General features: G+C 39.7%; 20 protein-coding genes and 1 pseudogene. 5 read left to right on the top strand and 16 right to left on the bottom strand.

The features are described from left to right. Positions 1-15: 15 nt before the first annotated feature. Positions 16-957, bottom strand: coding sequence for a hypothetical protein (locus J5A56_RS10765; RefSeq protein ID WP_021672069.1), 942 nt, complete (start codon positions 955-957; stop codon positions 16-18). A gap of 114 nt (positions 958-1071) precedes the next feature. After that, entirely contained in the window at positions 1072-2220 is a 1149-nt protein-coding gene (locus tag J5A56_RS10760) for a replication initiation protein (RefSeq protein ID WP_036919951.1), read from the bottom strand. A gap of 715 nt (positions 2221-2935) precedes the next feature. On the opposite strand from J5A56_RS10760, the gene J5A56_RS10755 reads away from it, so the two are divergent. Both J5A56_RS10755 and J5A56_RS10750 read left to right on the top strand, forming a co-directional pair. After that, the gene (locus J5A56_RS10755; RefSeq protein WP_021672067.1) at positions 2936-3892 is read left to right on the top strand and encodes a helix-turn-helix transcriptional regulator; all 957 of its coding nucleotides are present in this window, start codon (positions 2936-2938) and stop codon (positions 3890-3892) included. Positions 3893-3946: 54 nt separating this feature from the next. Beyond that, positions 3947-4561, top strand: coding sequence for a response regulator transcription factor (locus tag J5A56_RS10750; protein WP_021672066.1), 615 nt, complete (start codon positions 3947-3949; stop codon positions 4559-4561). Positions 4562-4586: 25 nt separating this feature from the next. Here the strand turns inward: J5A56_RS10750 and J5A56_RS10745 are convergent. The 3 genes and pseudogenes from J5A56_RS10745 to kdsA form a co-directional block, all read right to left on the bottom strand. Continuing rightward, positions 4587-5881, bottom strand: a pseudogene (locus J5A56_RS10745) (phospholipase D-like domain-containing protein). Positions 5882-6021: 140 nt separating this feature from the next. Beyond that, positions 6022-6993 (bottom strand): KpsF/GutQ family sugar-phosphate isomerase, encoded by a 972-nt coding sequence (locus J5A56_RS10740; protein WP_021672064.1) that lies wholly within the window; start codon positions 6991-6993, stop codon positions 6022-6024. Continuing rightward, on the bottom strand, positions 6990-7748 hold the full coding sequence (gene kdsA / locus J5A56_RS10735; RefSeq protein ID WP_021672063.1) for a 3-deoxy-8-phosphooctulonate synthase: 759 nt from the start codon (positions 7746-7748) through the stop codon (positions 6990-6992). Before kdsA ends, J5A56_RS10740 begins: the two co-directional genes overlap by 4 nt. Positions 7749-8011: 263 nt before the next feature. On the opposite strand from kdsA, the gene J5A56_RS10730 reads away from it, so the two are divergent. After that, positions 8012-8569, top strand: a complete 558-nt coding sequence (locus J5A56_RS10730) for an outer membrane beta-barrel protein (RefSeq protein WP_021672062.1) — start codon at positions 8012-8014, stop codon at positions 8567-8569. 338 nt (positions 8570-8907) lie between these two features. Further along, a complete protein-coding gene (locus tag J5A56_RS10725; protein ID WP_021672061.1) occupies positions 8908-9381 on the top strand; it encodes a transposase in 474 nt (157 codons plus the stop codon). Positions 9382-9767: 386 nt separating this feature from the next. Here the strand turns inward: J5A56_RS10725 and J5A56_RS10720 are convergent, their stop codons facing one another. The 11 genes from J5A56_RS10720 to J5A56_RS10670 form a co-directional block, all read right to left on the bottom strand. Continuing rightward, entirely contained in the window at positions 9768-11207 is a 1440-nt protein-coding gene (locus J5A56_RS10720) for an NADH-quinone oxidoreductase subunit N (protein ID WP_021672060.1), read from the bottom strand. Between the two features lie 12 nt (positions 11208-11219). Further along, positions 11220-12731, bottom strand: coding sequence for a complex I subunit 4 family protein (locus J5A56_RS10715; protein ID WP_021672059.1), 1512 nt, complete (start codon positions 12729-12731; stop codon positions 11220-11222). Positions 12732-12735: 4 nt separating this feature from the next. Beyond that, on the bottom strand, positions 12736-14790 hold the full coding sequence (locus J5A56_RS10710) for an NADH-quinone oxidoreductase subunit 5 family protein (protein WP_021672058.1): 2055 nt from the start codon (positions 14788-14790) through the stop codon (positions 12736-12738). Between the two features lie 12 nt (positions 14791-14802). Beyond that, positions 14803-15111 (bottom strand): NADH-quinone oxidoreductase subunit NuoK, encoded by a 309-nt coding sequence (gene nuoK, locus J5A56_RS10705; RefSeq protein WP_021672057.1) that lies wholly within the window; start codon positions 15109-15111, stop codon positions 14803-14805. Next, entirely contained in the window at positions 15108-15647 is a 540-nt protein-coding gene (locus J5A56_RS10700; protein ID WP_021672056.1) for an NADH-quinone oxidoreductase subunit J family protein, read from the bottom strand. The genes nuoK and J5A56_RS10700 overlap by 4 nt, the downstream gene beginning before the upstream one ends. 12 nt (positions 15648-15659) lie before the next feature. Continuing rightward, on the bottom strand, positions 15660-16196 hold the full coding sequence (locus tag J5A56_RS10695; protein WP_021672055.1) for a 4Fe-4S dicluster domain-containing protein: 537 nt from the start codon (positions 16194-16196) through the stop codon (positions 15660-15662). Positions 16197-16201: 5 nt separating this feature from the next. Then, positions 16202-17299 (bottom strand): NADH-quinone oxidoreductase subunit NuoH, encoded by a 1098-nt coding sequence (gene nuoH, locus J5A56_RS10690; protein WP_021672054.1) that lies wholly within the window; start codon positions 17297-17299, stop codon positions 16202-16204. A 44-nt stretch (positions 17300-17343) separates the two neighbouring features. Continuing rightward, entirely contained in the window at positions 17344-18918 is a 1575-nt protein-coding gene (locus tag J5A56_RS10685) for an NADH-quinone oxidoreductase subunit C (RefSeq protein ID WP_021672053.1), read from the bottom strand. An 18-nt stretch (positions 18919-18936) separates the two neighbouring features. After that, a complete protein-coding gene (locus J5A56_RS10680) occupies positions 18937-19860 on the bottom strand; it encodes an NADH-quinone oxidoreductase subunit B (protein WP_021672052.1) in 924 nt (307 codons plus the stop codon). Further along, positions 19851-20201: an NADH-quinone oxidoreductase subunit A gene (locus J5A56_RS10675; protein WP_013264896.1), complete on the bottom strand. Its 351-nt coding sequence runs from the start codon at positions 20199-20201 to the stop codon at positions 19851-19853. Before J5A56_RS10675 ends, J5A56_RS10680 begins: the two co-directional genes overlap by 10 nt. A 732-nt stretch (positions 20202-20933) precedes the next feature. Then, a complete protein-coding gene (locus J5A56_RS10670; RefSeq protein WP_021672262.1) occupies positions 20934-21848 on the bottom strand; it encodes a hypothetical protein in 915 nt (304 codons plus the stop codon). A 185-nt stretch (positions 21849-22033) separates the two neighbouring features. On the opposite strand from J5A56_RS10670, the gene J5A56_RS10665 reads away from it, so the two are divergent. Then, positions 22034-24406, top strand: coding sequence for a mechanosensitive ion channel family protein (locus tag J5A56_RS10665; RefSeq protein WP_021672263.1), 2373 nt, complete (start codon positions 22034-22036; stop codon positions 24404-24406). Positions 24407-24819: the final 413 nt, after the last annotated feature.

The raw sequence follows: 24819 nt of genomic DNA, 5'->3' as shown, positions 1-24819 counted from the left end.
ATATTAATCTTTCTACTATCTATGTCCACCGAACCTACTATTATTCGTTGGCGCATCAGAACGAGTTGAGCCCGATGAAGACTGATTTGAATTCATTGGAGCACTTGGGAATGATGAGCGAGAAGCATTTCCAAATGATGAACTATTGTTACTGCCTGATGGCTGTGGCATTGGAGCAGAATACTGCTGTTGTTGAGGTTGGTAAGTCTGTCTTTCTGACTGTTGTCTTGCCCCTCCAAACTGCTGGTTATAAGACCTGCTTGGTGCAGTGTTCATATTCTCTCTTCTTGCATTGCCGAAGCTGCTATACCCATTATTCTGTTGAGGGTTATTCCACGAACTATTATTCTGATAAACCTCTTGTGGAGTTCTTGTACGATTCGTTACAGCAGGTGGATTACGGCGTGCCCCAAAGCGCCCTGCATAATAACTCTCATTATATCTGTTTCGTCCACCGCGATAGGTATAGTATTCTGCTGGACGTGAACGATAGTAATAGTTGTGGTCGTTGTAACGATTGTAAACCCGATAAGCATAATTATTATTGTACCAATAAACTGGGCGGTAGAAATAATCTTCACCTATATAATAGTTATATTGGCGAGCATTCAACACATAGAACAAATCGCTGTTACGACGTGTCCAATAGTCTCCATAAAGAGAGCGTTCGCCCTGCATATTAAGGAGATAATCAAGATTTATTTCATACACAGCTTGATATTGTGCATCACTTAAGCCCAGTTCATAGGCCATCTTGTCTGATAAAAAGAGCGCTTGTCGTCGTGCCTCTTCGTATCCAATTCTGCCGTATGTACTGCTGTATCCAACGTTATAACCATCATCATATACGGAAATAGGACCACCATATCCACCTCCGGCAGAGAAGTATGTGCCACATGAAGAAAGTGAAAGGCTTAAGCACCCTAATGCGAATGTATATAAAATATTCTTTTTCATATCTGTAACCTTTAAAAATGACTACTTATGTTATATCTCTATTGCAAAAGTAGTCTTTTGGTCTCAAATATCCAATAGGTAAATTCCTATTCCGTAAGGGAAACCTCCTATATATTATTCCACTTCCTCTACAATAGTGTTGGGAACTTCCTTTGATTTCAACATCTCATCAAGGCTCTTAAATGTGTAGGCCGCTTTATCTTTAACAAAAGTCTTGGTAAACCGGTCGCGCAGACTCATCAGCTTCTGTACCGCCTCTTGATAGGTCTCTGCTGTAATACGCTCAGCCATGGCTTGCGCATTAACAGGTGTAAAATCAAAGTATTGTACAAGATACTGCTGGAACTGGCGACGCTGGTTCTGTGTCATTTCTTGCAGCTGTACGTTCATCTTATCCTTTGTGCGGTGTATGATGAAGATAAGCTCATCTGGTTCACCACCACGCTGACCACGGTCATACTTCTTCTCATATTCAAAATGACAATCGCAGAAGCCTTTCTCAGCAAGCTCTCTTAATTCTTGCATAGCTGGGTCTAAAACACGACGACAGAAGTCAGAGAATTTCTTGTAGTTGTTTTCCAAACGAAGCATCTTGCGGAACTCGAATGTCTTGATAACAGTACGACCTTTATCTACCCATGACTCAATAAACATATAGATACGTTGGGTATAACGATTCTTACATGCAAAAACAATCTGTTTGCCCAATCGATGATAACCAAAGTCTAAAGATACAAGACGCTCTGCTACGCTATGATCAAGCTTTAGAATTGCATATTTGTTATAAGAACGGTCTTCAGGTATATATACGTCACAAAGGTTGGTTGCCTTTGTGTATTTTCTTCCTTCAGCCGTCTTATAAGGAATCTCTACAGGAATAGAGGCAAGCATCTTCAGTGAGTTTCGCAATTGAGGATAGTGATTGGGGTCAACACCTAATTCCTTAAAAGGTAATTTAATTGGCATACGTCCGTCCTCATCCAACTCATCAGTGTGGAATAAGTCAAGCTGAAAACCTCGCTTGTTGTTCAAAATACCATGTAAAATAGACTGCAGACTCTCAACAATAGATACCAAAATTCTCACCTGAATAAGTGAATAATCATGGCGCATCATCGTCACAGCAATTGGCTGAAGAAGCCAAGTTTCTTCTTCTATTGGGATAAGATCGTTCGAGATAGTACGGCTTTTTAGTGGAGCCTTCTGTGCCTTCGCTCCACGCTTACGTGTAACCTTTCTAATAGCTGTTTTATCTGTTGTCATATCTGTTATCTTAGCTTTATCATGTTTTTTATAACACTTTATAAGCCACAAAGATACCACTTTTATTTGGATCTGACCACTAAATAACAAAAATAGTTTCTTCTTTGTAATTTGAAGAGTTTTAATTTGAGTTTTCCTAAGAGTAAGTTGCACATGTTCTGATAATCAGTTTGTATGGTGCTAACCCTTCGCACCACTGGTGTTAGCCTTTCGCACCAATGGTGTTGACAGTGAACACCACCTGTGATGGGCTACATCACATTGGCAGAAGATGGGAAGAGAGGGTGGTCGTTGTCATTAATAGGTATATAGTTAAGAAGCAATCTATTTATAAGGGTAAAGTTTGACAGATAGTACTAAGGGGGGCTATTAATTCCCACCTCCGTTATATCAATGGTTGCATTTTGTCACTTTTTGAACCCTCTTTTGTTCAAATTGTTAGTTCATTCAGCCATTATGCTCATATAACCTCTTTGTTCACTATCAATTTGCCCTCGAAGATAGTTTCGGAATATGACAAAGCTAATTAATAGAACCCACTTAAGTAATTGTGTTTTATGAGAAGATTTATGAAAATAGTTGATTGTTTTGTAGTTAAGACATAGTGCTTTTGGGGAGGCAATAATTAATGATAAAAACTAAATACTTTACTGCAACTATTGCATTATTGACTTTTTTTTGTTATTTGCATACGATATCGTTATAAAATTACAAGATGAAGAATCAGAAAATGTATGAGCCCGATGATAAGATGATTTACCTTATCAGAGATAATTATGACCTATTACAGAGCTTAGGGAGTTTTGGTATCAGTTTGGGCTTTGGCGATAAGACTGTGAGTGAGGTTTGTGATGATCAAAATGTAGATACTTTCACATTTTTGGCGGTAGTCAATTTTACGATAAATGGATACAAGGGGTTTGATGATGTTGATAGATTGTCAATCCCAACCCTTATGCAATATCTTAGAGCAAGTCATACTTATTACCTTGAGTATAAGTTACCTTTTATTCGTAAGGAGTTGAGTGCTTCTTTGGACGAAACGGATAACCTTGCTCGTCTTATCCTCCGTCTTTATGATGAATATGCTCATTCTATTCATAATCATATGCAATATGAAGAGAAGAATGTGTTCCCATACGTTGATACACTGCTGAAAGGTGAGGCGAATGATGCATACGATATTGAAACTTATTCTAAGCATCATAGCCAAACGGATGTGAAGTTGCGCGAATTGAAGAGTATTATTATCAAGTACCTCCCTTCTGATGCACATCATAACAACCGCCTCACAGCCACTTTATATGATATCTATAACTGTGAAGCATGGCTTGAACAGCATGCTTTGGTTGAAGAAGAAATCTTTATTCCAGTAATTAGACGTTTAGAACAAAAGAGTAAGCAGAATGATGTAAGCGTAAAGATTTCGAATATGATTACTAAGAGTCCTGTGTCAAACGAGGTTCTTAGTGATCGTGAAAAGGATGTTATTGTTGCTGTTGCACAGGGAATGACAAACAAGGAGATTGCAGATCATCTGTGTATTTCTACAAACACGGTGATTACACACCGCCGTAATATTGCTCGTAAGTTGCAGATACATTCACCAGCAGGATTAACAATCTATGCAATTGTGAATAATCTTGTGGATATAAGTAGTGTAAAATTGTAATAGAAAGCAAATAATAGAGTGGGTGAGTCACCCTGTTACTATATAAATAAAACGATGGAAAATCCTGCTAATATGAACATGGGACGTCCTAAGATAGCTATAGTTGATTCCAATACGCTTGTCGTGTTGGGATTGAAACATATATTACAGAATGTTATACCTATCATGACAGTCGACTCATTTTCAAGTTTTCAAGAGTTTGAGAATGTACAGCCAAATTCGTATTATCATTATTTTGTGTCACAAGTAATTGTCTTGGAGAACAGACAATTCTTCTCTCAATGTATCCATAAGACTATTGTTCTTACACTTACAAAGGATCCCAATGCTCAGCTGTCAGGTTTCCATAGTTTCTGTATTAATGTTCCTGAAGACGAACTTGTCAAAGCTATTCTAAAGATTGCACAATATGGTCATTCTGGTGGTAAGAATCTTCCAGAACTTCCTCAGGTGTTAAAGAACAAGATTCTTAGCAATCGTGAAATAGAGGTCTTGTCCTTGATAGTACAAGGATTGATAAACAAAGAGATTGCTGAAAAACTTAATATCAGTCTGACCACTGTAATTACTCATCGCAAGAATATAATGGATAAACTTGGGATGAAGAGTGTATCAGCCTTGACCATCTATGCAGTGATGCATGGTTATATTGATATCAATAAGATATAATACTGCAATCTTCTATTTCTATTCGTTACAAAAAGGGAGAAAGTAGGTGGGCAAACCATCCACGGAAACGCTGCCATGGTGTACGCCATTGTTTCCACTTTGTTTCTGTAAGCTTAAAACTATCTTTTTTTTGAGTATCGAAGAGGACATCCAACTCATGTGTAGTACATGCGTTAACTATAACGGCATTCTCTTCTCGGTCCCAACGTAGACTTCTTGCATTAAGGTTGGCAGAACCAACCGTACAAAATTGTCCATCGACAGTGATAATCTTTGTATGATGAAAGCCTTTTCATACATCCAGATCGTACACCCTTCTTTCATTAGTTGATGTGCATTATAGAATCCACAATCTGGAGTTAATGGGATATCACTCTTTACACTCAGCAGTATCTCAACTTTTACGCCTCGTTTTACGGCATTCCTCAAAGCCTTCTTCAAGGCTCTGCTCAGGGTAAAATATGGATTGATAAGTTTTATACTGTCTTTTGCGTCATTAATAGCATTAACATAAAAGTAGCGGATTATATCTTTTGAGATGTGCGGCTCACGATTGATAATACCCACCATCTTATTTCCTGCACTCCCACAGGTGTCTGGTTTCAATCCTTTTATATAATCAGTATTTGATATTCCACGATAGTGTTTAGCACCATGTATCTTCTGTCCTGATGCTAAATACCACATTCTAAGAAAGATGTTTTGTAATGTGTTAACTTCATCTCCCTCTATTCTACAATGCATATCGTGCCATGAGCCAACGACTTTCGTACCATTAATATAATAGTCTGCCACATTCATTCCGCCTGTATAAGCTACCTTACCATCAATAATAACTATCTTACGATGGTCACGATTGAAGATGTCATGAAGCCAAGGGAACGCCATTGGCTTAAATTCATAAATCTCAATCCCTTTCTCACGAATTGATTTTAAATGGCGTTTCTTCATGGGACGGTTATTACTTGCATTACCAAAACCATCAAAGACAGCTCTAACCTCAACTCCGTCTTTTACCTTTGCGGCTAAGTGTCGTATCAATTCTTCGTTGATAGAGTCGTTACGAAAGTTAAAGTATTCCAAGTGAATGCTTGAACGTGCTTGATCGATAGCCTTGAAAAGGTCGTTAAACTTGTCTTTTCCAGTTGTAAGAAGGGTAACAGAATTATTATGAGAGAAATGTACTCCCTTCTTACGAAGCTGATTGACAATCATAGAATCAGCTCTGTTCATCATCGTTTCATGTCTTTTCATCAAAGATTTTTTTGTCACATTTTGTGCTGAAAGACATGTTGGAAATAATAAATAAGATAATGCCATCACCAATGTGATGGCTTTTTTTCTATTTAAGTTCACTTTTCTTTCTCTCATTTTCCGTCAATAGCAATAATAACCTATAAGCAAACGAAGGCTATTTTGCTCAATATAACTATCGCAGATAAGATCGCAATACACTATCTTTACAACATACAACTATAATGGTCAACAACACCTAATAAGTGTCTTTGCTCATCACATACTAACACTGTATGTATCTTGTTTTGCTGCATAATCTGTTGTATCTCCGTTATCTTCGTTGTTTGTAAGACTATCTTTGGCTCTTTAGTCATTATATCATTAACAGTATGGTCAAAGAATTCTGCTTGCCAACGCTCCATAGCTCTACGGATATCTCCATCTGTTATTAGTCCGATTACTTTCCCATTTTCAAGTGATACACCCAAGCCAAGTTTACCCTTGCTTACATGTATGATAGCGTCACCTAAGTGCATATCCTTCGGAATAACAGGAAGCTCGTCTGAGCGCATCACGTCTTGTGCTGTAGTCAACAAGCGTTTACCTAATTCTCCACCTGGATGGAACTGTGCAAAGTCTTTTGGCTTAAAGTTACGGACACGCATAAGGGCAATCGCCAAAGAATCACCCATAACAAGTGCTGCTGTCGTTGAACTTGTAGGAGCAAGATTGAGTGGGCATGCTTCTTTCTCAACCCAAACCTTTATATGAACCGTAGAATATTTTGCTAACAAAGAATTAGGATTGGCACTCATTCCGATAATTGGAATTTTCATGTGAAGTACCATCGGGATAAAGCGGAGTAATTCGTCAGTCTGTCCTGAGTTAGACAATGCTAACACAACGTCATCCCTTGTCATTACACCCAAATCACCATGATAGACATCCAGAGGATTAACAAAGAAAGCTGGTGTGCCCGTAGAAGAAAGCGTTGCAGCTATCTTTGCTCCAATGTTTCCACTTTTGCCAACACCCGTAACAATAACCTTACCTGTGCAATGAAACATCAGGCTAACGGCCTTATCAAAGTTTTCATCCAACTGGTTGATTAGGTTCAATGTTGCATCAGCTTCCTCTTTAATGCATTGTGTAGCATATGCTCTGACTTGTGTCAATCTTTGTTCTGCTTCGTTCATACGAGTTTTCCAATTAATTCATCTAAGTTGTCAAGTTCTAACATGTTCGCTGCATCAGACAAGCCTTCGTCTGGGGTAGGGTGTACTTCAAAAAAATAGCCTGTTGCTCCAAAAGCTTTGGCAGCTAATGCCATTGAAGGAACAAACTTTCGATCGCCAACAGTCTTCCCATCTCCAGCACTTGGACGCTGTACACTATGCGTACAATCCATTATGACATTTGGTACAATCTCTTTCATGTCAGGAATATTACGGAAGTCAACAACGAGGTTGTTATATCCAAAGCTGTTTCCGCGCTCAGTCAGCCATACCTCCTTAGCCCCACTTTCCTGACATTTCTGTACAGGATAGCGCATATCTCTACCACTAAGAAACTGTGCTTTCTTAATGTTTACAATCTTACCAGTCTTTGCTGCAGCCACCAATAGGTCTGTCTGACGACAAAGGAAAGCAGGAATCTGGATAACATCAACAACTTCTCCAACTGGCTCAGCTTGATAGCTTTCATGAATATCAGTCAGTAATCTTAATCCGTACTTTTCCTTGATATTTTGTAACATGGCAAGACCTTTGTCAAGTCCAGGACCACGAAAGGATTTTATACTTGTGCGATTAGCCTTATCAAAGCTTGCTTTAAAAATGATGTTGATATCATATTTTTTATTCAGCCTAACTAACTCTTCAGCAACTGTGCTAAGTAGTTCAGAGCTTTCAATAACGCAGGGACCTGCAATGAAAGTAGATTTTTTCATCATAATTTGATAATATAATGTGCTTCTGTTATCATCAGAATGTATTGGAAAATCTTATCGGGATTGGCTACAAAGTTATATATAATAAGGTGAACGGACAAGTATTTAACCTACATTTACATAATTAGGGTAAAACTTGTTTATAAAATTTGGTTATTTAAATTAAATCACTTTACACTCAAAGAATGTGCTTATTACCGCTAAAAGTGGTATATGGCATAAGGTAAAATAGATATAATTCAGTATTAATTTAAAAGTTTTCTATTATGAAAAAGATTTTATTGTCACTTGCAGTAGCATTCGTGTCACTTGCAGCAAATGCACAGGTTTATGTTGGTGGTAGCGTTGGTATCGCTTCTTCTAAGACTGATGGTTCTGATGCTGTTACAACTTATCAGTTCCTTCCAGAGATTGGTTACAATGTCAATGAGGATTGGGCAATTGGTACCACAATCGGTTGGGGTAAAGGTAATCCTGTTCAATATGAGGGAGAATCTCGTAACTATTTCAAACTTGCACCATACGCTCGTTACACTCTCGTACGCTCAAAGTATGTGAATGCTTTCGTTGATGGTGGTTTGGGTTATACTCATTATAACCACGCTCATTCTGGAGTAAATTCTGCGTCTATTAATGAATGGGAAGCAGGTTTAAGACCAGGTCTTGCTGTTAATCTTAGCCCAAAGGTAAGTTTTATAACTCACATTGGTTTCGTTGGATGGAAGTCTGCTAAATATGATGTAAGTGGTGCTAAGGCAAATAATGTTTGGGGTGCCTCTCTTAACGGTAATAATATCACTTTCGGTGTATATTACAACTTCTAAGGTATTGATTTGAAAATTCAATAGTTATCGAAGAAGGTGTGTCAAAATGTAAATTAATAACTTGACAACTTTCAAAGTATAAGTAGTTTTTTCTAAAAGCAAAGAAAAGACCATTTCTTTACTCAAAATCGAGTACTGAAATGGTCTTTTTTTAATGAAGTGTGTCAAACTGTAATATTATCAAAATGGTAATTGTATTTTGACACACTCTCTTTTTTACACGTATGCCTCCGTAGATGGCTAACGGAAGATAACCATAACTACATCGTACCGTTGGGAAGCATAGCCCTCAGGAAGACGCAATACTCGAAAGAGCTTGCGCTTTTTTAAGGCAGCGGATGGACAATGAAGCAGTGACAGCGAAGTCACTATTGCATACATACATGATAAATGATGGCACGTTTGCCAAAAATTACAAGGAGGTGATCAACGACTTCAGTTCATGGGAGCAGCGTGAGTACGCCTCCAAACAAGTTTTATTGCCCGAGAACATGGGAGAGCATTTGGGCATAGGCGAGACGTCTTTCTGCCATGAGGTATACACGATACTCCACAACAAGGATAGGCATGGGAAAAAGCATACGATAATAACCATTGTAAAAGAGACAAAGCCATCCAACGTGATAACTGTGTTAAGGCAGTTGCCAGAGGAAAACCGACTAAAGGTCAGCGACATAACAATAGACTTGTCGAACAGTATGGGAGCCATAGCAAAGGCAGTGGTCAATCCAGCTACGCTTGCCAACGAAGAAACCAAGGTTGAAGGACTTACAAGATGTAAGAAACAGATGCTTAATCGCAGAGATAAGTGAACTGACAGCCAAGAGGAACTTCATCTACAAACTGTTGTTCGTTGTAGGGGTGCGCTTAATCGCATTCCTCACAGCAAATCTGTTGTCCTTTAGAATTCAGAAACATGAAGAGGGGCTCCCCTACACACGTTGCATTACAATGTTATTAGTACTCAGCACCATTGGTGCATACCAACAGCACAACACGTGCGGAGCGTTAGCACAACATGTGCGGAGCATGTACACATAAACTATATATGAGGAGAAAATGAACTACAAGGTAAAGTTAGAAGACGAAGTAATGCTGAACTGATTTAGAAATAGCAATACTTGGTAAGTAAAATCGCCTAAGAATCTGAGTAGATCCTTAGGCGATTTATATTGCTTAACTAATAATGCAGCAACGATTAAACCGTGGCTGCAATCCAGTCATATACAAAGCTGCATACACCAAAGAGAAGGATACCTGCCATGCAGATAGCCAAAGCAAACTTAGTGTTACAGTCACTCTTGAAGGTTGGCAATGGATTGTCTGTGCGAACAATATACATTGCCTTCACAATCTTGAGATAGTAGTAGAGTGAGATAACGGTATTGAGCAATGCGATGAATACAACACCGTATGCCCATGCGCCCATCGTTGTGTTAATATCAGCACCATTAACACCTGACATAAAGATGAAGAACTTAGAGAACATACCTGCAAACGGAGGAATACCACCGAGTGAGAACATCGCTAAGGTCATCAAGAAGCTCAGGCGTGGGTTAGTCTGATAGAAACCGTTGTAATCATCAATATTCGTCTTACCACCATTATTCTGTTCTACAACGGAGATGATTGTGAAGACTGCCATATTAGCAACAACATAAATCAAAACGTAGTAGCTAAGAGCAGCAACAGAGTTTGACCAATCATTACCAACTGCAGCCAACATAATATAACCTGCCTGAGAGATAGAACTGAACGCCATGAAGCGCTTCAACTCACTCTGACGTACGGCAAAGAGGTTAGCAATAGTAATTGAGAGTACAACAACAATCATCAGCAACACATGCCAATAGTCCATCATGCCACCAAAGACATGAAAGAGAATGCTCAATAATGTGAATGCTGCTGCACCTTTTGAGATTACACTCAAATATCCAGTAACGGTTGTTGGTGCACCCTGATAGGTATCAGCTGTCCAAAAGTGGAATGGAACAAGAGAAATCTTAAAACCAAGACCACTGAAGAAGAACACGAGACCCATGATTACCAATGGAGTTGCCTCCATCTTTGTTGCAATATCAGCAAAGTAAAGTGTACCGAACTGACCATAAAGGAAGCTGATACCATAGAGCATTACACCGCTTGAGAATGTTGCAGTCAAGATAAACTTAGCTGCACCCTCTGCAGAGTTCTTGCGATACATATCGAAGGCAACAGTACATGCCAAAGGCACAGATGCCATTTCAAGACCGAGGAAGAACATCAAGAAGTTGCCTGCGCTCATCATCGTGAACATACCGAGTAGTGTTGAAACGATGAGCATATAGAACTCAGCTTCTTTACCGCTCTTTGCAGCCCAAACACGACTCTGAACAACAACGATAAAGGTACCCATTGAGAGGATTGCCTTCATTACGTCGACAGCAGGTGTTGTTTCATACATACCACCGAATGCTGTCTGTGCTTCCATAGGGAGCAAACAAACAAAAGTATTTGCCAGAAGGAGCACCGAAGCCAGCGGGTTGAACCACTTGCGTTCTTCAGTCTTTGCCGTTGCAAAGTCAGCAACGAACAAAACAATCAGGATAGCAATAAGACTTGCTTCCGGAATCATCTTAAAGAAATCACTATAATTCATTTCGCCAGTTTATTAAAGATTACCCAAATTTGGTATATATGTGATAATGTGATCAAAGATAGGATGAACCGCATCCATAATCATATTCTCAAAGAACAATGGGAAAAGACCCAAACCTGCTACACAGAAGATGAGTGCACCAATAGAGAAGCGCTCGTCCCATGTTGCATCATGCAGTTCATAGAACTTCTTATTTGGAATGGTCTGGAAGAGGATCTTTCCTACTACTCGCAAGATATAAACAGCCGTGATAACAATCGCTGTACAAGCAATGATTGTTGCTACACGATGGAATGTTCCTGCATTCTCAAATGAACCTACGAAGATTGTCATCTCGGCAACGAAACCTGAAAAGCCTGGCAAACCAAGGTTAGCAAGACCTGCTACTACGTAAGAAACTGCCAAGAATGGGATAACCTTCATCAAACCACCAAGGTAACGTACATCACGTGTTCCTGCACGGTGGTAAATCATACCGATACATGCAAAGAACAAGGCTGTCATCAAACCATGTGAAAGCATCTGGAGAATAGCACCTGTGATAGCTGTTTGTGTGGTCATAAGCAAAGCGAAGAGTACCATGCCACAGTGTGAAACTGAAGAGTAGGCATTGATATACTTCAAGTCGGTCTGAACACAAGCTGAAAGTGCACCATATACCACAGAGATTGTTGTCAACACAAGGAATACAGGTGCCCACATCTCTAAAGCGTCAGGCATAAGGAACATTGCGATACGCAAGCAACCATAACCACCAAGCTTCATCAATACACCAGCATGGAGCATTGATACGGCTGTAGGGGCTGAAGCATGACCGTCAGGAGACCATGTGTGGAATGGGAACAATGCACCAAGTACACCGAAACCAATGAACACCAATGGGAAGAAAATGTTCTGTACATCCTTTGGCATAGCGTGCAAACGTGCCAACTCGATTACATCCATTGTGGTAGCACCACTGAAGTAGTAAATACCGAGGATACCAAGTACCAAAAGTGCAGAACCACCCATCAACATCAGAGTAAGCTTCATTGCAGAATACTCCTTTGGACCAGTACCCCATACACCGATGAGGAGGTACATAGGAATAAGAGCTACCTCGTAGAACATGAACATAGTGAACATATCCGTAGAGATAAAGAAGCCAAATACACCTGAAGACAAGAGTACAAACCAAAGGAAATACTCCTTTTTCATTGGTTCAAGCTGCCAGCTGGCAAATGTACCTGTGAAGACAATGATTGCGGAGAGCAAAATCATTACAACAGAGATACCATCTACACCTACAGAAAAGGCTATATTCAGAGGCTTAAACCACATGACAGAATTTGCCAACAGCATCGCATCATGATTACCTGCGTTGCGCTGCTGAACGAAATAAACGGTCAGCCAGATAGCACCTATCAAAAGTGCCGTAGAGCCGGCTACCATCACGCCACGTACCTGATTATCATTCTTAGCAACCCAAAGGCCACAAAGCATCAGGACGGGGATAATTACAAATACAGTTAATATCCAACTCATTTTTTTAAATCAAGCAAAGTAATACTAATGTTAATGCTACTGCACCAGTGATAAACCATATGGCATACTGACGAACGTCGCCACTCTGCCATGAACGGATGGACTCACCAGCCTCCTGTGTACCCCAAGCCATAAAGTTGAAAGTACCATCAATAACATGACGATCAAACCATGCTATTGGAATAGAGAAGCAACGGAACACGATCTTGTGTGTGAAGAACTGCCATACATTATCAAGATAGAATCTGTTAAGGGCAGCTTTGTGCAAACGTGGGAATGTACGCGCCAAAGCATCAGCAACAGGCTGCTTTTTGCCCATATACATCCAGGTTGCAAGAGCTATACCAATGACTGCTGCAATGATACTGGTTGTAGCGATACTCCAATCGATGTGGATATCGTAGCTGAGACCATTGGCACTAACAAAGTGACCAAATGGAATCCAACCTGCAGTGATAGAAATAATTGCGAGGAATACCAATGGACCCCACATTACGAAAGGAACTTCCTGTGGACGACGACGATTCTCTGGGTCCTGCTCGTAATAAGACTCACCCCAAAAGATTACGTAGTAGAGACGGAACATATAGAATGCTGTCATACCAGCTACGAGTGTCATAATCCACTTCAAAGCTTGTCCTTCTACACCAGGAAGTGCATTACATGCAGAGATAATCTCATCCTTTGAGAAGAAACCTGCAAATGGAGGAATACCTGCAATTGCCAAGCAACCAATCAAGAAACAGATATTTGTTATTGGCATGTATTTGTGCAAACCACCCATATAATCCTTGAAGTTGCTTCCAATGATAACAATGATAGCACCAGAGCAAAGGAAAAGCAAAGCCTTGAACATTGCATGAGTGAAGAGATGGAACATTGCTGCCATATAACCAAGACCTCCGTGGTGGAGATACTCAGCACTATTAAATGAACCATGCTTGCTGTCGTAGAAACAAACACCGAGTGCAACAAGCATATAAGCAATCTGTGAGATGGTTGAGAAAGCCAAACCACGCTTAATATCGCGCTGTGCACAAGCTACTGCAGCTGCATAGAAAGCAGTGAAAGCTGCAATCCAAGCAATCCAATGAAGTTGTTCCTGTGCGCCAAACTGTACATAGATAGGCAGCAATGATGCAACTTGGAATACACCAGCAACAACCATTGTAGCTGCATGAATCAAAGCAGATACAGGTGTTGGTCCTTCCATAGCATCTGGCAACCAGATATGCAATGGGAACATAGCAGACTTACCAGCACCACCAATGAACATCAAGAAAAGTGCTGTTGGAAGTACCCAAGTTAATGTAGGATTACTTGCCAAACCCTTTAATGTTTCTGTAAGACCAGGATTGACGTTGAGATCAAAGTTGAATGTTCCTACATAGAAGCTGAAGAACAGAATACCAATCAAGAAGAATAAGTCTGCAAAACGAGTTACAATAAATGCCTTCTTGCTGGCATGTACCGCAGTATGCTTTGGATAATAGAATCCTATCAATAGATATGAACATACACCTACCAACTCCCAGAAGAGATACATCTGGAAGATATTTGTTGAAACGACGAGTCCAAGCATTGACATCGTGAAGAGTGACAGGTAGGCGTAGAAACGCTGGAAACCATGCTCATACTCCTCAAACTTGTAGTTCTCATCACGCTCAGCCATATAGCCGAATGAATAGATGTGAACCATGAAGCTGACAGTAGTAATGACTATCAACATCATTACACTGATTGGAGAAAGGCGTAAACCAATGTTGAATGTCAGAAGTTCTGTAAACTTCAACCATGTAAAATTAAAGACTGTAACAGTTGGGTATGTACCATTTGCTAAACGACCATCAGTTACGTTGAAAGTCTCGCCCATAGCTGTATATTCACCAGTATAGAAGAAATAATGGTAAGCTGTATAAAGGCTAAGCACAAATAGTGTTCCCAAAATACAAGTGCCGATGATACCAGCGACCTTGCGAGGCATCTTCATTCCGAACAAGCCAAGCACAATAGCACTTAGGAACGGTAGAAGAAGTATCAAAAATGCGTAATCAAACATATTTGTTTCTCTTTATAATTTCATATTTTCAATACTGTTCACCTGATCGCTGTGGAAAAGACGGTAAACATTGATGATAATAGCGAGTGCAACAGCTGATTCTGCAGCGCTTACACCGATAGAGAAGAGTGTGAAGAACATACCCTCATATCCATCAGGAAAGAGCAGACGGTTGAATGCAGCAAAGTTGATATCAACACTATTGAGAATTAACTCTACGGAGATAAGCATTGCAATAAGGTTGCGACGGGTTACAAAACCAAATACTCCGATAAAGAACAAGAGTCCACTAAGGACAAAGAAATATCCTACTGGTATCATTTGCTTTCCTCCTTCTTTTTGTTATTCAAAATAACCAAGCCACCGATAATACAAGCCAAAAGGAATACAGAGATGAACTCGAATGGGAGAACATAACCATATTTATCAGCTGTCATCAAGTTATGACCAATGGTTTCCATTGTAACCTCATTTGATAAAGAATCACCGTTCACAACAGTTTGACGCAGAACTTCATTCTTCAACATAACGAGTACTACTGTTCCAAATCCAACTAAAGCTATGAAGGCTGCAAGGAAAGTACGCTTTCCTAACCAACGCTCAGAAAGTCCCTGCAATGTACGCTTACTTACCAATTGGATAGCAAAAACATACATCATTGTGATACCACCAGCATAAATACTGATTTGGGTAGCACCAAGGAATGTGTAATCAAGCAGGAAGTAGAGACCTGCAACGCCAAAGAGTACGAACAGCAATGCTGTCGCAGCTCGCATGATACGTTTCGTCGATACGCAGAATACGGCCGAAGCCAATATAATAACGGCGAGTACCGCAAACATAATTAATCTTGCCATATCTCTAAACCTTTATTTCTTTTTAGTATTGAATGTTCCAACCTTCCAGTCAGCACCACCTTCAATAAGTCCTGGCAGTGAACCGCCCTCATAGACTTCTTTATCAAGGTGAAGAACTAACTTAGAACGATCGAAGACAGAATTCTCGAAGTCATTCGTAAACTCAATTGCATCGAAGTTGCAGGCATTCACACATAACTCACAAAACATGCAATCACCTAAGTCATACTCATAATCAACGAGCTGCTTCTTTTTCTTACCTGTCTCTGGATTGGTAACCATCTCAGAAAGAATCTTGATAGTACCATTAGGACAAGCCTTCTCACACATTGTACAAGAAGTACACTTGTGATTTCCTTCCTCGTCACGCTTAAAGACCAAACGGCCACGGTGACGCTTGGCGACGTGAAGGGTTGTTTTGCGATTCTCAGGATACTGCTCGGTAGATTTAGGTGTGAAGTATTCCTTCATTGTCACCTTCATACCTGTAGCAAGTGTCTTGATTGCGCTCCCGACCTCACCAAAATATGATTGTTTTTTATCTTCCATTCTCTTTAACCATTAATAGTGAATGTCCAACCCATTGCTACACACACGGTCATCAACACGAGGATAACCAATGATAGTGGCATAAGATACTTCCACTCTAATTTCAGAATCTGATCGACACGGAGACGTGGAAATGTCCACTTAATCCACATCAGCAAGAATACTACTACGAATGTTTTACCAAGGAACCAAACGAGACCAGGGATATAATTCATAACAGTATCAAAGCCATCTAAACCAATGTTCAAAGGAGCCCAACCACCTAAAAATACAGTAGTTGCAATTCCTGATACAACAAAAAGATTAAGATACTCTGCCAAATAGTAGAAACCAAACCCCATACCGCTATACTCTGTATGGTAACCAGCAGTCAACTCACTCTCAGCCTCTGCCAAGTCAAATGGACCACGGTTAGCCTCTGCATTACCAGAAATACAGAACACAAGGAAAGCCAAAATGGCAGGGATATGCCCTTGTATTATCAGCCATTGCCAAGGACCTGTTTGCGCTTCAACAATACCAGAAATCTGCATCTTACCGGTAAGGATAACAGCAGAAATAAGGCAAAGTCCCAAAGACAACTCATAGGAAATCATCTGTACGCCACCACGCATAGCAGAAAGGACAGAATACTTATTATTACTACCCCAACCTGCAAGGAAAATTCCAAGAACACCAATTGAACTAATAGCTGTTACAAGGAATATACCCACATTAAAGTCTAAGATATTAGCTCCCTTATTCCAAGGAAGGAAAGAGAATGTACCGACAGATGCAATGATTACCAAGAAAGGAGCTAAATAATAAAGCAGTTTGTCTGCCTTATCAACAGCAAAAATCTCCTTAATCAACATCTTCAACACATCGGCAAAGACCTGCAAGGTACCCCACCATCCTACTCTGACAGGACCGATACGGCACTGGAAGTAGGCGCAGACCTTACGTTCCATAAAGATAAGCACGATTGCAAGCAGAGCATAAGCAAGAAGTATTGCCAGTCCCACCGCAACGCACTCAATCAGAACGGTCCAAAAGTTACTCAAGCCACAAGTGACGCGGAGCAACTCATCGAACCATGTTGTTACTATTCTAAAATCGAACATAGTATGATTTTAATTCTTAATTGATTACTTTAATGATAACCTTGTTAGCGGTCAATATCAGGAATAACAAAGTCGAGTGCAGCACCAGTTGTCACCAAATCGGCAATCTTCTGACCACGCAACATTTTATCCATAGCACCAACAAGTGTTAGACCCATAGGACGGAACTTCAAACGATATGCTGTTTTGTCTCCATGTGAATCCAAATATGCACCAAACTCACCACTTGCACCCTCAACAGAGAAGTACCACTGTCCCTCAGGAACCTTGATGATTGGTTTCTGTTTAATATAGAATTCACCTTCAGGGATATTATCAATGAGCTGCTCAATGATATTAAGACTCTGATAAATTTCCTGAATATGACAATAGTAACGATCCATAGAGTCACCATGTGTCAAGGTAATTTGCTCAAACTCAACCTTGTCATACATTGCGTATGGATGGTTCTTACGCACATCATTCTTCCAACCGCTTGCACGACCAGCAGGACCAGTTACACCATAATTAATACAATCCTGCTCATCCATAACACCTACATCACGGAAACGCTTACGGGTAATAACATTATTACCAAAAACATCCAAATACTCCTGAACCATTGGACGTAAGTATTTGCAAAGTTCCTTGACATTTGAAACGAAGTTTGGATCAATGTCTGCCTGCAAACCACCTATTCTATAATAGTTCTGGATAAGACGACCACCCGTTGTCTCCTCCATTACGTTCAGTACATGTTCACGGTCACGCATACCATAGAGGAAGGCTGTGAGAGCACCTAAGTCCTGAGCACAACAAGATGTGTAAAGTAGGTGATTGTCAATACGCTGCAACTCATCCATAATTGTACGGATGTAAAGGATGCGTTCCGACAATTCAATACCCATACCTTCCTCAATAACACCAACGAGTGCATGACGATGCATCATTGCTGACAGATAGTTCATACGGTCAGTCAATGCCAAGGTCTGAGGATATGTAAACTGCTCACAAAGCTTCTCAATACCACGGTGGATATAACCCAAGTGTGGATAAATCTTGGTTACAGTTTCACCATTCAGCACAGTCTGCAAACGAAGCACACCATGGGTAGATGGATGCTGAGGACCAATATTCACAACGAAGTTATCATCAGTAAACAACGGATGCTGTGTTTCAACAAGTTCACCAATATTATTAAGATTCCACTCTGAGGTCGTATTGAGTTCTATATCATCCTCCGTAGTATACATGTTCTTTTCAGGATTCATGTCATAATCCTTGCGGAGTGGGTAACCTTGAAAGTCATTTCTCAAATAGAGACGACGCATATCAGGATGCCCGAGGAACTTAACACCATAGAAGTCATAGACCTCACGCTCTAACAGGTCAGCATCAGCCCAAATGTTGTAGACAGAAGGAATAACAGATTCTTCTCCGACTTTCTTTGCAAGTTGCTTGACTGAACAACGTTCATGCGTATTTGTATTCTCAAGAATATAGATACATCCGAGACCTTCATCTGCACCAAAGTCTTCGCCGACAACAGTTACAAGGTAATCGAAATGCTTCTCATTCTTTAGCTTTGCCATTTCTGAAGCAAAGCTATCAAAACCGAATTCTTTATTTTCTAATTTCATTCTCGCGTACCTTATATATTATTTGTTAGTAGAAGTCTCGTCCGAAGTCTTGCTTGCAGCATCAATCTGATCAATTTCCTTTCCCAACTTCTCAACATCTTCTTTTGTTACAGGTTGGTTAACGACAATCGTATCTTTCTTTGGTGCAACAGGTTCAGAAGAAGAAGTTGTAGTCTCTGCTGGTTTAGCAGGAGCATTATCAGGCTTTGCAGCAGCAGTTGGCTTCACCACAGGACGTGCTGGCTTTGGAGTAGGTTTCTTTAATTCATCCCAAGCAGCTTCACGCTTTTCTTTAATCTCTTCAGGACTGATACCTAACTTCTCACTGAAGATAAGTTCAGCATTACTCTTACCCAACTCACGCTCCTCAGTAGTTTGCTTATGGTTGGTTCCACCAAAGAATTTTTCAACTTTAACCTTACGCTGAAGCTGCATCATACCATAAATGATAGCTTCAGGACGTGGAGGACAACCTGGGATATAAACATCTACAGGTATAATCTCGTCAATACCACGCATAACGTGATAACTATCCTTGAACGGACCACCAGAGATAGCACAACCACCAACAGCAATTACATACTTTGGTTCAGCCATCTGATCATAAAGACGCTTCAAAGCTGGTGCCATCTTGTTTGTAATGGTACCCGCACACATAATTAAGTCTGCCTGACGTGGAGAGTTACGCGTCACCTCAAAACCAAAACGAGAGAAGTCGTAACGTGCACAACCTACAGACATAAACTCAATACCACAGCATGATGTAGCGAAGGTGAGTGACCAAAGAGAGTTGCTACGCCCCCAGTTTATAAGCTGATCCAAGTTTCCGAGAACGAGGTTAGTCCCACCATCGTTCAGTTCGCTTGCCATCTTGCTAAGCGTGTCATTGTCTTTCCATTCATCGTATGGAAGAGACTTGATTTTTGGCTTTCTTATTTCCATTCAAGTGCTCCTTTCCGCCAAGCATACGCAAGACCAAATACTAATACCAGCATAAAGAACCCAATCGTAGCAAGTGCGAGTGGTCCAAATGTCTTTACAACAACAGCCCATGGATAGAGGAATACGGTTTCCACGTCAAACATCAAGAAAAGAATGGCAAAGAGGTAGTAACCGATATGCACTGGCAACCAAGAGGTTCCGTAAGTCGGGATACCACACTCATAAGGCTCACCCTTCGCCGGATTATATGAACGCGGACCAATCCACTTAGCAATAGCATAAGCTGCTACTACCAAGAATGCGGCCGTTATCAAAACGGTAACAAAAAGTGTGAAATACATAAACTTTATATAGCTATAATTTAATTGTTCAATCTTGTTCTAAGTATACTTGTTTTAAAACGTGTGCAAAGATACAAAAATATTTGAGAACGTACGCAAAATAAGTAGAAAAAATACCACTTTTTGCAAACTCCACTTTGCAAACGCCTTGCAGATTAAGTCTCAACACAGCAAAAACAATTTATCTATGCAGCACATTTACTATCCCTTGATTGCAAGATACCTAACAGAGTGTATCTATACGTTCATCAAACAATCAACTGATGTAAAAATAAATGAACTAAGAATGATATTGGCTTTATAACGATTCGTGTGGGTTGTTTGACCCGATTAGAATAATATCTGTTGTATTCATAGAAAGAAGTTATTTGTTCAGTTTAGTTTTAGCGTTTTACACTTTAGCCAACGGAAAAGGATGTTTTAAGGTCTTATTTCATACGATATTCGTGAATGTTTACCATCATTTGCTGCGGTGCTGATACTCTGCACATGTTGTGCTGGTGCTTAGCACATATGGTGCGGAGGGTTAACACCACATGTGCGGAGGGTTAAATTCACTATGATATATGGATGACAGGGGATGAATTGTGAGCAAAATGTTGTAATACTAAGAATAAACAGGAGGTGTGTAGAAGTTTGATTAGCTCAAACTCCTTTATATTTGTAGATTAATCCGTCTTCTTCTTCTCAGTCATAAAGCCATAAAACAAAGGAACGCTGGCAAGGAAAAAACTATTTACCCACACGATTCGTTATAGAACCATAATATTCTATCAATCCATCAATGGGAGAGGCAAGCACCTTATCAACTTGATAATTGAACCTACCAGCACTTTTTCTTAATTGTTCTTCAAAAGCTGCAGCAACACCGCCAACTGCAGAAATTGAGCGAAGAGATGTATTAGAATATTTCAGTATATTCTTTTGAAAGAAATTATCAAAATTCAATTTTACTAAGGTTTCTAATTCTGTATATTGTAGATTATCTTTAATAAACCTTGAACAGCTTGCCAAGAAACGATTTGCAAGTGGCTGACGATAAACCTTATCTATGATTTCAGAATAGGTCAGTCCACTCCACTCTAAATATAAATCACGAATCTCCTCCGATAAATCACCTTTAAATATACTATTTAGTAACAACTTCCCAAGTACCGCTCCACTTCCTTCATCTCCTAAGATATAACCCAATGGGGGGATATTTGCCATTATCTGTTTGCCATCATACTGACAGCTATTAGCTCCAGTACCTAAAATGCAGGCTATACCAGCCTCACGTCCACACGCAGCATGAGCTGCCCCTAACAAATCAGTCTCCACTTTTATCAAAGCAGAAGGAAACGCAGCAGCTAATGCTTCACTCACGGTGGACGATAGAGCCTTTGTACATCCTGCTCCATAAAAAACGACTTGTGTAATCTTGTTGGCTATATCCGCCTGATTACAAAAGATGTTACTTTGGTTTGCTGCCTTGTACAACTCAGGCATTAGCTCTCGCTTTAAAGTCATCAAGATGAAATCCTTAGACTGGTGAAAAGGGTTAAAACCTTGTGTGCGAGCTTTCAGAACGCACTTATAGGTATCTGTTGGCAAGCTAACCAATGCCCAATCAGTTTTGGAGCCTCCACTATCGGCAATCAATATCATAGTATGTTTTTTTCTGCAAACTTACATTATTTTTTCCATTTATATATCTTATGACCAAAGAAAAGCATAAACAAATACATCTTTAGTATCATTTTACATTATTAAATAGGTCTAAATGACAAACTTTCCGTACCTTTGCGTTCATTGAGATAATCAAAGAAAATATTCTTTACAACAAAACAGATATGCGAAAAAAGCTATTCTTCATCACCATATTCCTATATACCCTCATACTTCCAGCAAGTGCTGTACTACAAGAGGATTCTCTAAAAAGTTCGCTTCAAGTGCTACGTCAAGAATTGATAGCACAGCATCTTGAACAGACGAAACAGCTGAATAATTCAAGATATGTTACCGAACAGGTGGCAAATCAGCTGAAGGAAATTGGAGAAAAATCTGCTCAAGTGTCATTGATGCTCTATTCACAGAAGACTGACAACATTTTTGACCTTACCTATGCTTGCCAACAGGCAACAGAGCTTTGGAAAGACTTCCAAACAAAGACTCGACCTTTCCATGACCTTATTACGGAAAGTAATGAAGAAATTGCACGTTACGATTCGCTTGTCAACGTACTTAGTACGATGTACACTTTCGGTTTAAGTACTAAGATGAAAGTTGACCGCAATGTATGTCTTACCCTTGCTGTAAGTATCCGAAGAATGTTAAAGGAGCGCAATGACTCTTATCAAGAATTCATCCAATACTACAAATATAGTCAGCAGCAGTTGCAGGCACTTGATGCATACGCACAAAAACGATATAATGAAATTCAATCTGGCATATTCACAAACGCTGAAGACAATTATTTTAAACTCCTCAAGACGGCAGGTTTCCATATTAGTCAGATGAACACTACGCTCTCTGAGAAATACACTCCAAACAATCTCGTAGTATCACAATGGGATGTGAGATGGATTATTACTCTCTTTAGTATGATTCTTCTCTATGGGTTGATAGCCATTCTCATCAACTATCTGAGTATCCGTTTCCTTGTAACAAGAGTAATGAAGACCAATCGATTCGGACAGAAAAGTCAAGCCTTCCTTGCCAAGCGTACTTGTATTATCATGCTTGCTTCTGTCGTCACATTTAGCATTGTCCTTGTTATCATACGATTGTTCTCGCCCTCTAACTTCGTGCACATGGCATGCAGCCTCTTATTAGAATATACATGGATGCTGTCCGTCATCTTTGCTTCCTTGCTCCTACGTGTAGATGGTTCACAAACCCATAATGCTTACCGCATTTACTATCCACTCATTATGATAGGCTTCTGTGTCATTGCTTTTCGTATCGTGATGCTTCCAAGCTCTGTTGTAACGTTACTGTTCACGCCACTATTATTCATTGATGCATTATGGCAGGCGAGAATGATTTACAAGTACCATAGACTGGTACCACGTTACGACTTGAACTTTGCCTATATTTCTCAATTTGTGTTCATCTTCTCACTTATAAGTGCATGGATTGGATATACAATGTTAGCTGTGCAGGTAATAATCTGGTGGTCTATGCAGTTAGCTTGTATCCTTACGATTGCTTTCTTTAAAGATTATCTGAACCAGTACAGAGAGAAGCATCCAATTAAGAATCTATCATCAACAAAAATTTGGCTTATTCGCCTTATTGATATTGTCCTCATACCGACAGCTTTAGTAATTTCTGTTATTATTGCCATTTATTGGGCTACGGATGTATTTAATCTTAGTGGGCTAACTTGGGACTTGTTCCGCACGAACTTTATCGATTCTGACAAGATACAGATTAGTGTCTATTCGATAGCGATTGTAGCTATCTTATGGTTCATCTTTAATTATCTGAACCAAACTATTCGCGACGCTATAAAGTTATACTTGCAACATAATGACCCCTCTACGGCTGAAGCACGTGCAACGATGTATATCAATGTCCTGCAAGTTGTGGTTTGGGGTGCTTGGCTCTTGATTACACTCGGCATCTTCAAAGTCAGCAGTACATGGTTGGTAGTAGTGACTGGTGGTCTATCAACAGGTATCGGTTTCGCCATGAAAGATATTCTTGAGAATATCTATTATGGTATATCATTGATGGCTGGGCGAATCAAAATTGGTGACTATATCATCTGCGATGGCATACGTGGTAAGGTAAGTTCAATCAACTATACTTCAACAATGATTGATGCCCTTGATGGTTCTGTTATCGCTTTCCAAAATTCACAACTATTCACCAAGAATTATAAGAATATGACCAAAAACAATGGTTATGAGGTGGGAGTACTTGAAGTTGGAGTAGCTTACGGAACTAACATAAAAGAAGTTAGAGAATTACTCATTGATGCAATTAACAAACTCGGTGTTACAAAGAAGGGGCAAGATGCTATAATCAGACTTAATAGCTTTGATGATAGCTGTATTACTCTTAAGATTATTGTTTGGCTAAACGTATTCACCCAAGCAAATGATATTGCCATTATCATGGAATGTATCTATGAAACGCTGAACAACAATGGTATTGAAATACCATTCCCACAGCGTGAGATTACAATCAAACATCAGAACGAAGCCTTAACGGATTAACTTATCAAATTAGGGACAATCCACAAGCTTTCTCTATAACATAGCCTTATCCAGGTGAAAAGATTAGTTCATTTGTATCATGGTAGAAGAATGGGACTTCAAGTATTAAGAGTGATGGGTGTTGAATGTTTAGTGTTGAATGTTGGATGATAATGTTTTCCTCCATACTCTCCTTTTCTCTGTGTGTCCTATTATATCGGGTAACTTACTTCATCATTCCGTATTTCTGAAGAACCAGCAAAGTATCTATATCAATTAGCCGAATTCGTATTACCGACAATCCATAAACTTAATTTTCTGTCATTCCTATCATTTCTAATAGACACTTACCTTGTTATATTACAGCAAGATATATGAAATGTTAAAAGTGACAGCAACTTAAAACAAAACTAATATTGTATTTTAGGTAAAAG

Source organism: Prevotella melaninogenica (assembly GCF_018128065.1).
In the GTDB taxonomy this organism is placed as follows: domain Bacteria; phylum Bacteroidota; class Bacteroidia; order Bacteroidales; family Bacteroidaceae; genus Prevotella.
Note: the sequence above shows the minus strand (reverse complement) of the source record. Positions and strands in the feature narration are given on the sequence as shown.

Bases quoted from the DNA above. Each gene is read 5' to 3' on its own strand.
- J5A56_RS10765 (WP_021672069.1), bottom strand. From the start codon at position 957: ATGAAAAAGAATATTTTATATACATTCGCATTAGGGTGCTTAAGCCTT.
- J5A56_RS10760 (WP_036919951.1), bottom strand. From the start codon at position 2,220: ATGACAACAGATAAAACAGCTATTAGAAAGGTTACACGTAAGCGTGGA.
- J5A56_RS10755 (WP_021672067.1), top strand. From the start codon at position 2,936: ATGAAGAATCAGAAAATGTATGAGCCCGATGATAAGATGATTTACCTT.
- J5A56_RS10750 (WP_021672066.1), top strand. From the start codon at position 3,947: ATGGAAAATCCTGCTAATATGAACATGGGACGTCCTAAGATAGCTATA.
- J5A56_RS10740 (WP_021672064.1), bottom strand. From the start codon at position 6,993: ATGAACGAAGCAGAACAAAGATTGACACAAGTCAGAGCATATGCTACA.
- kdsA (WP_021672063.1), bottom strand. From the start codon at position 7,748: ATGATGAAAAAATCTACTTTCATTGCAGGTCCCTGCGTTATTGAAAGC.
- J5A56_RS10730 (WP_021672062.1), top strand. From the start codon at position 8,012: ATGAAAAAGATTTTATTGTCACTTGCAGTAGCATTCGTGTCACTTGCA.
- J5A56_RS10725 (WP_021672061.1), top strand. From the start codon at position 8,908: ATGGACAATGAAGCAGTGACAGCGAAGTCACTATTGCATACATACATG.
- J5A56_RS10720 (WP_021672060.1), bottom strand. From the start codon at position 11,207: ATGAATTATAGTGATTTCTTTAAGATGATTCCGGAAGCAAGTCTTATT.
- J5A56_RS10715 (WP_021672059.1), bottom strand. From the start codon at position 12,731: ATGAGTTGGATATTAACTGTATTTGTAATTATCCCCGTCCTGATGCTT.
- J5A56_RS10710 (WP_021672058.1), bottom strand. From the start codon at position 14,790: ATGTTTGATTACGCATTTTTGATACTTCTTCTACCGTTCCTAAGTGCT.
- nuoK (WP_021672057.1), bottom strand. From the start codon at position 15,111: ATGATACCAGTAGGATATTTCTTTGTCCTTAGTGGACTCTTGTTCTTT.
- J5A56_RS10700 (WP_021672056.1), bottom strand. From the start codon at position 15,647: ATGGCAAGATTAATTATGTTTGCGGTACTCGCCGTTATTATATTGGCT.
- J5A56_RS10695 (WP_021672055.1), bottom strand. From the start codon at position 16,196: ATGGAAGATAAAAAACAATCATATTTTGGTGAGGTCGGGAGCGCAATC.
- nuoH (WP_021672054.1), bottom strand. From the start codon at position 17,299: ATGTTCGATTTTAGAATAGTAACAACATGGTTCGATGAGTTGCTCCGC.
- J5A56_RS10685 (WP_021672053.1), bottom strand. From the start codon at position 18,918: ATGAAATTAGAAAATAAAGAATTCGGTTTTGATAGCTTTGCTTCAGAA.
- J5A56_RS10680 (WP_021672052.1), bottom strand. From the start codon at position 19,860: ATGGAAATAAGAAAGCCAAAAATCAAGTCTCTTCCATACGATGAATGG.
- J5A56_RS10675 (WP_013264896.1), bottom strand. From the start codon at position 20,201: ATGTATTTCACACTTTTTGTTACCGTTTTGATAACGGCCGCATTCTTG.
- J5A56_RS10670 (WP_021672262.1), bottom strand. From the start codon at position 21,848: ATGATATTGATTGCCGATAGTGGAGGCTCCAAAACTGATTGGGCATTG.
- J5A56_RS10665 (WP_021672263.1), top strand. From the start codon at position 22,034: ATGCGAAAAAAGCTATTCTTCATCACCATATTCCTATATACCCTCATA.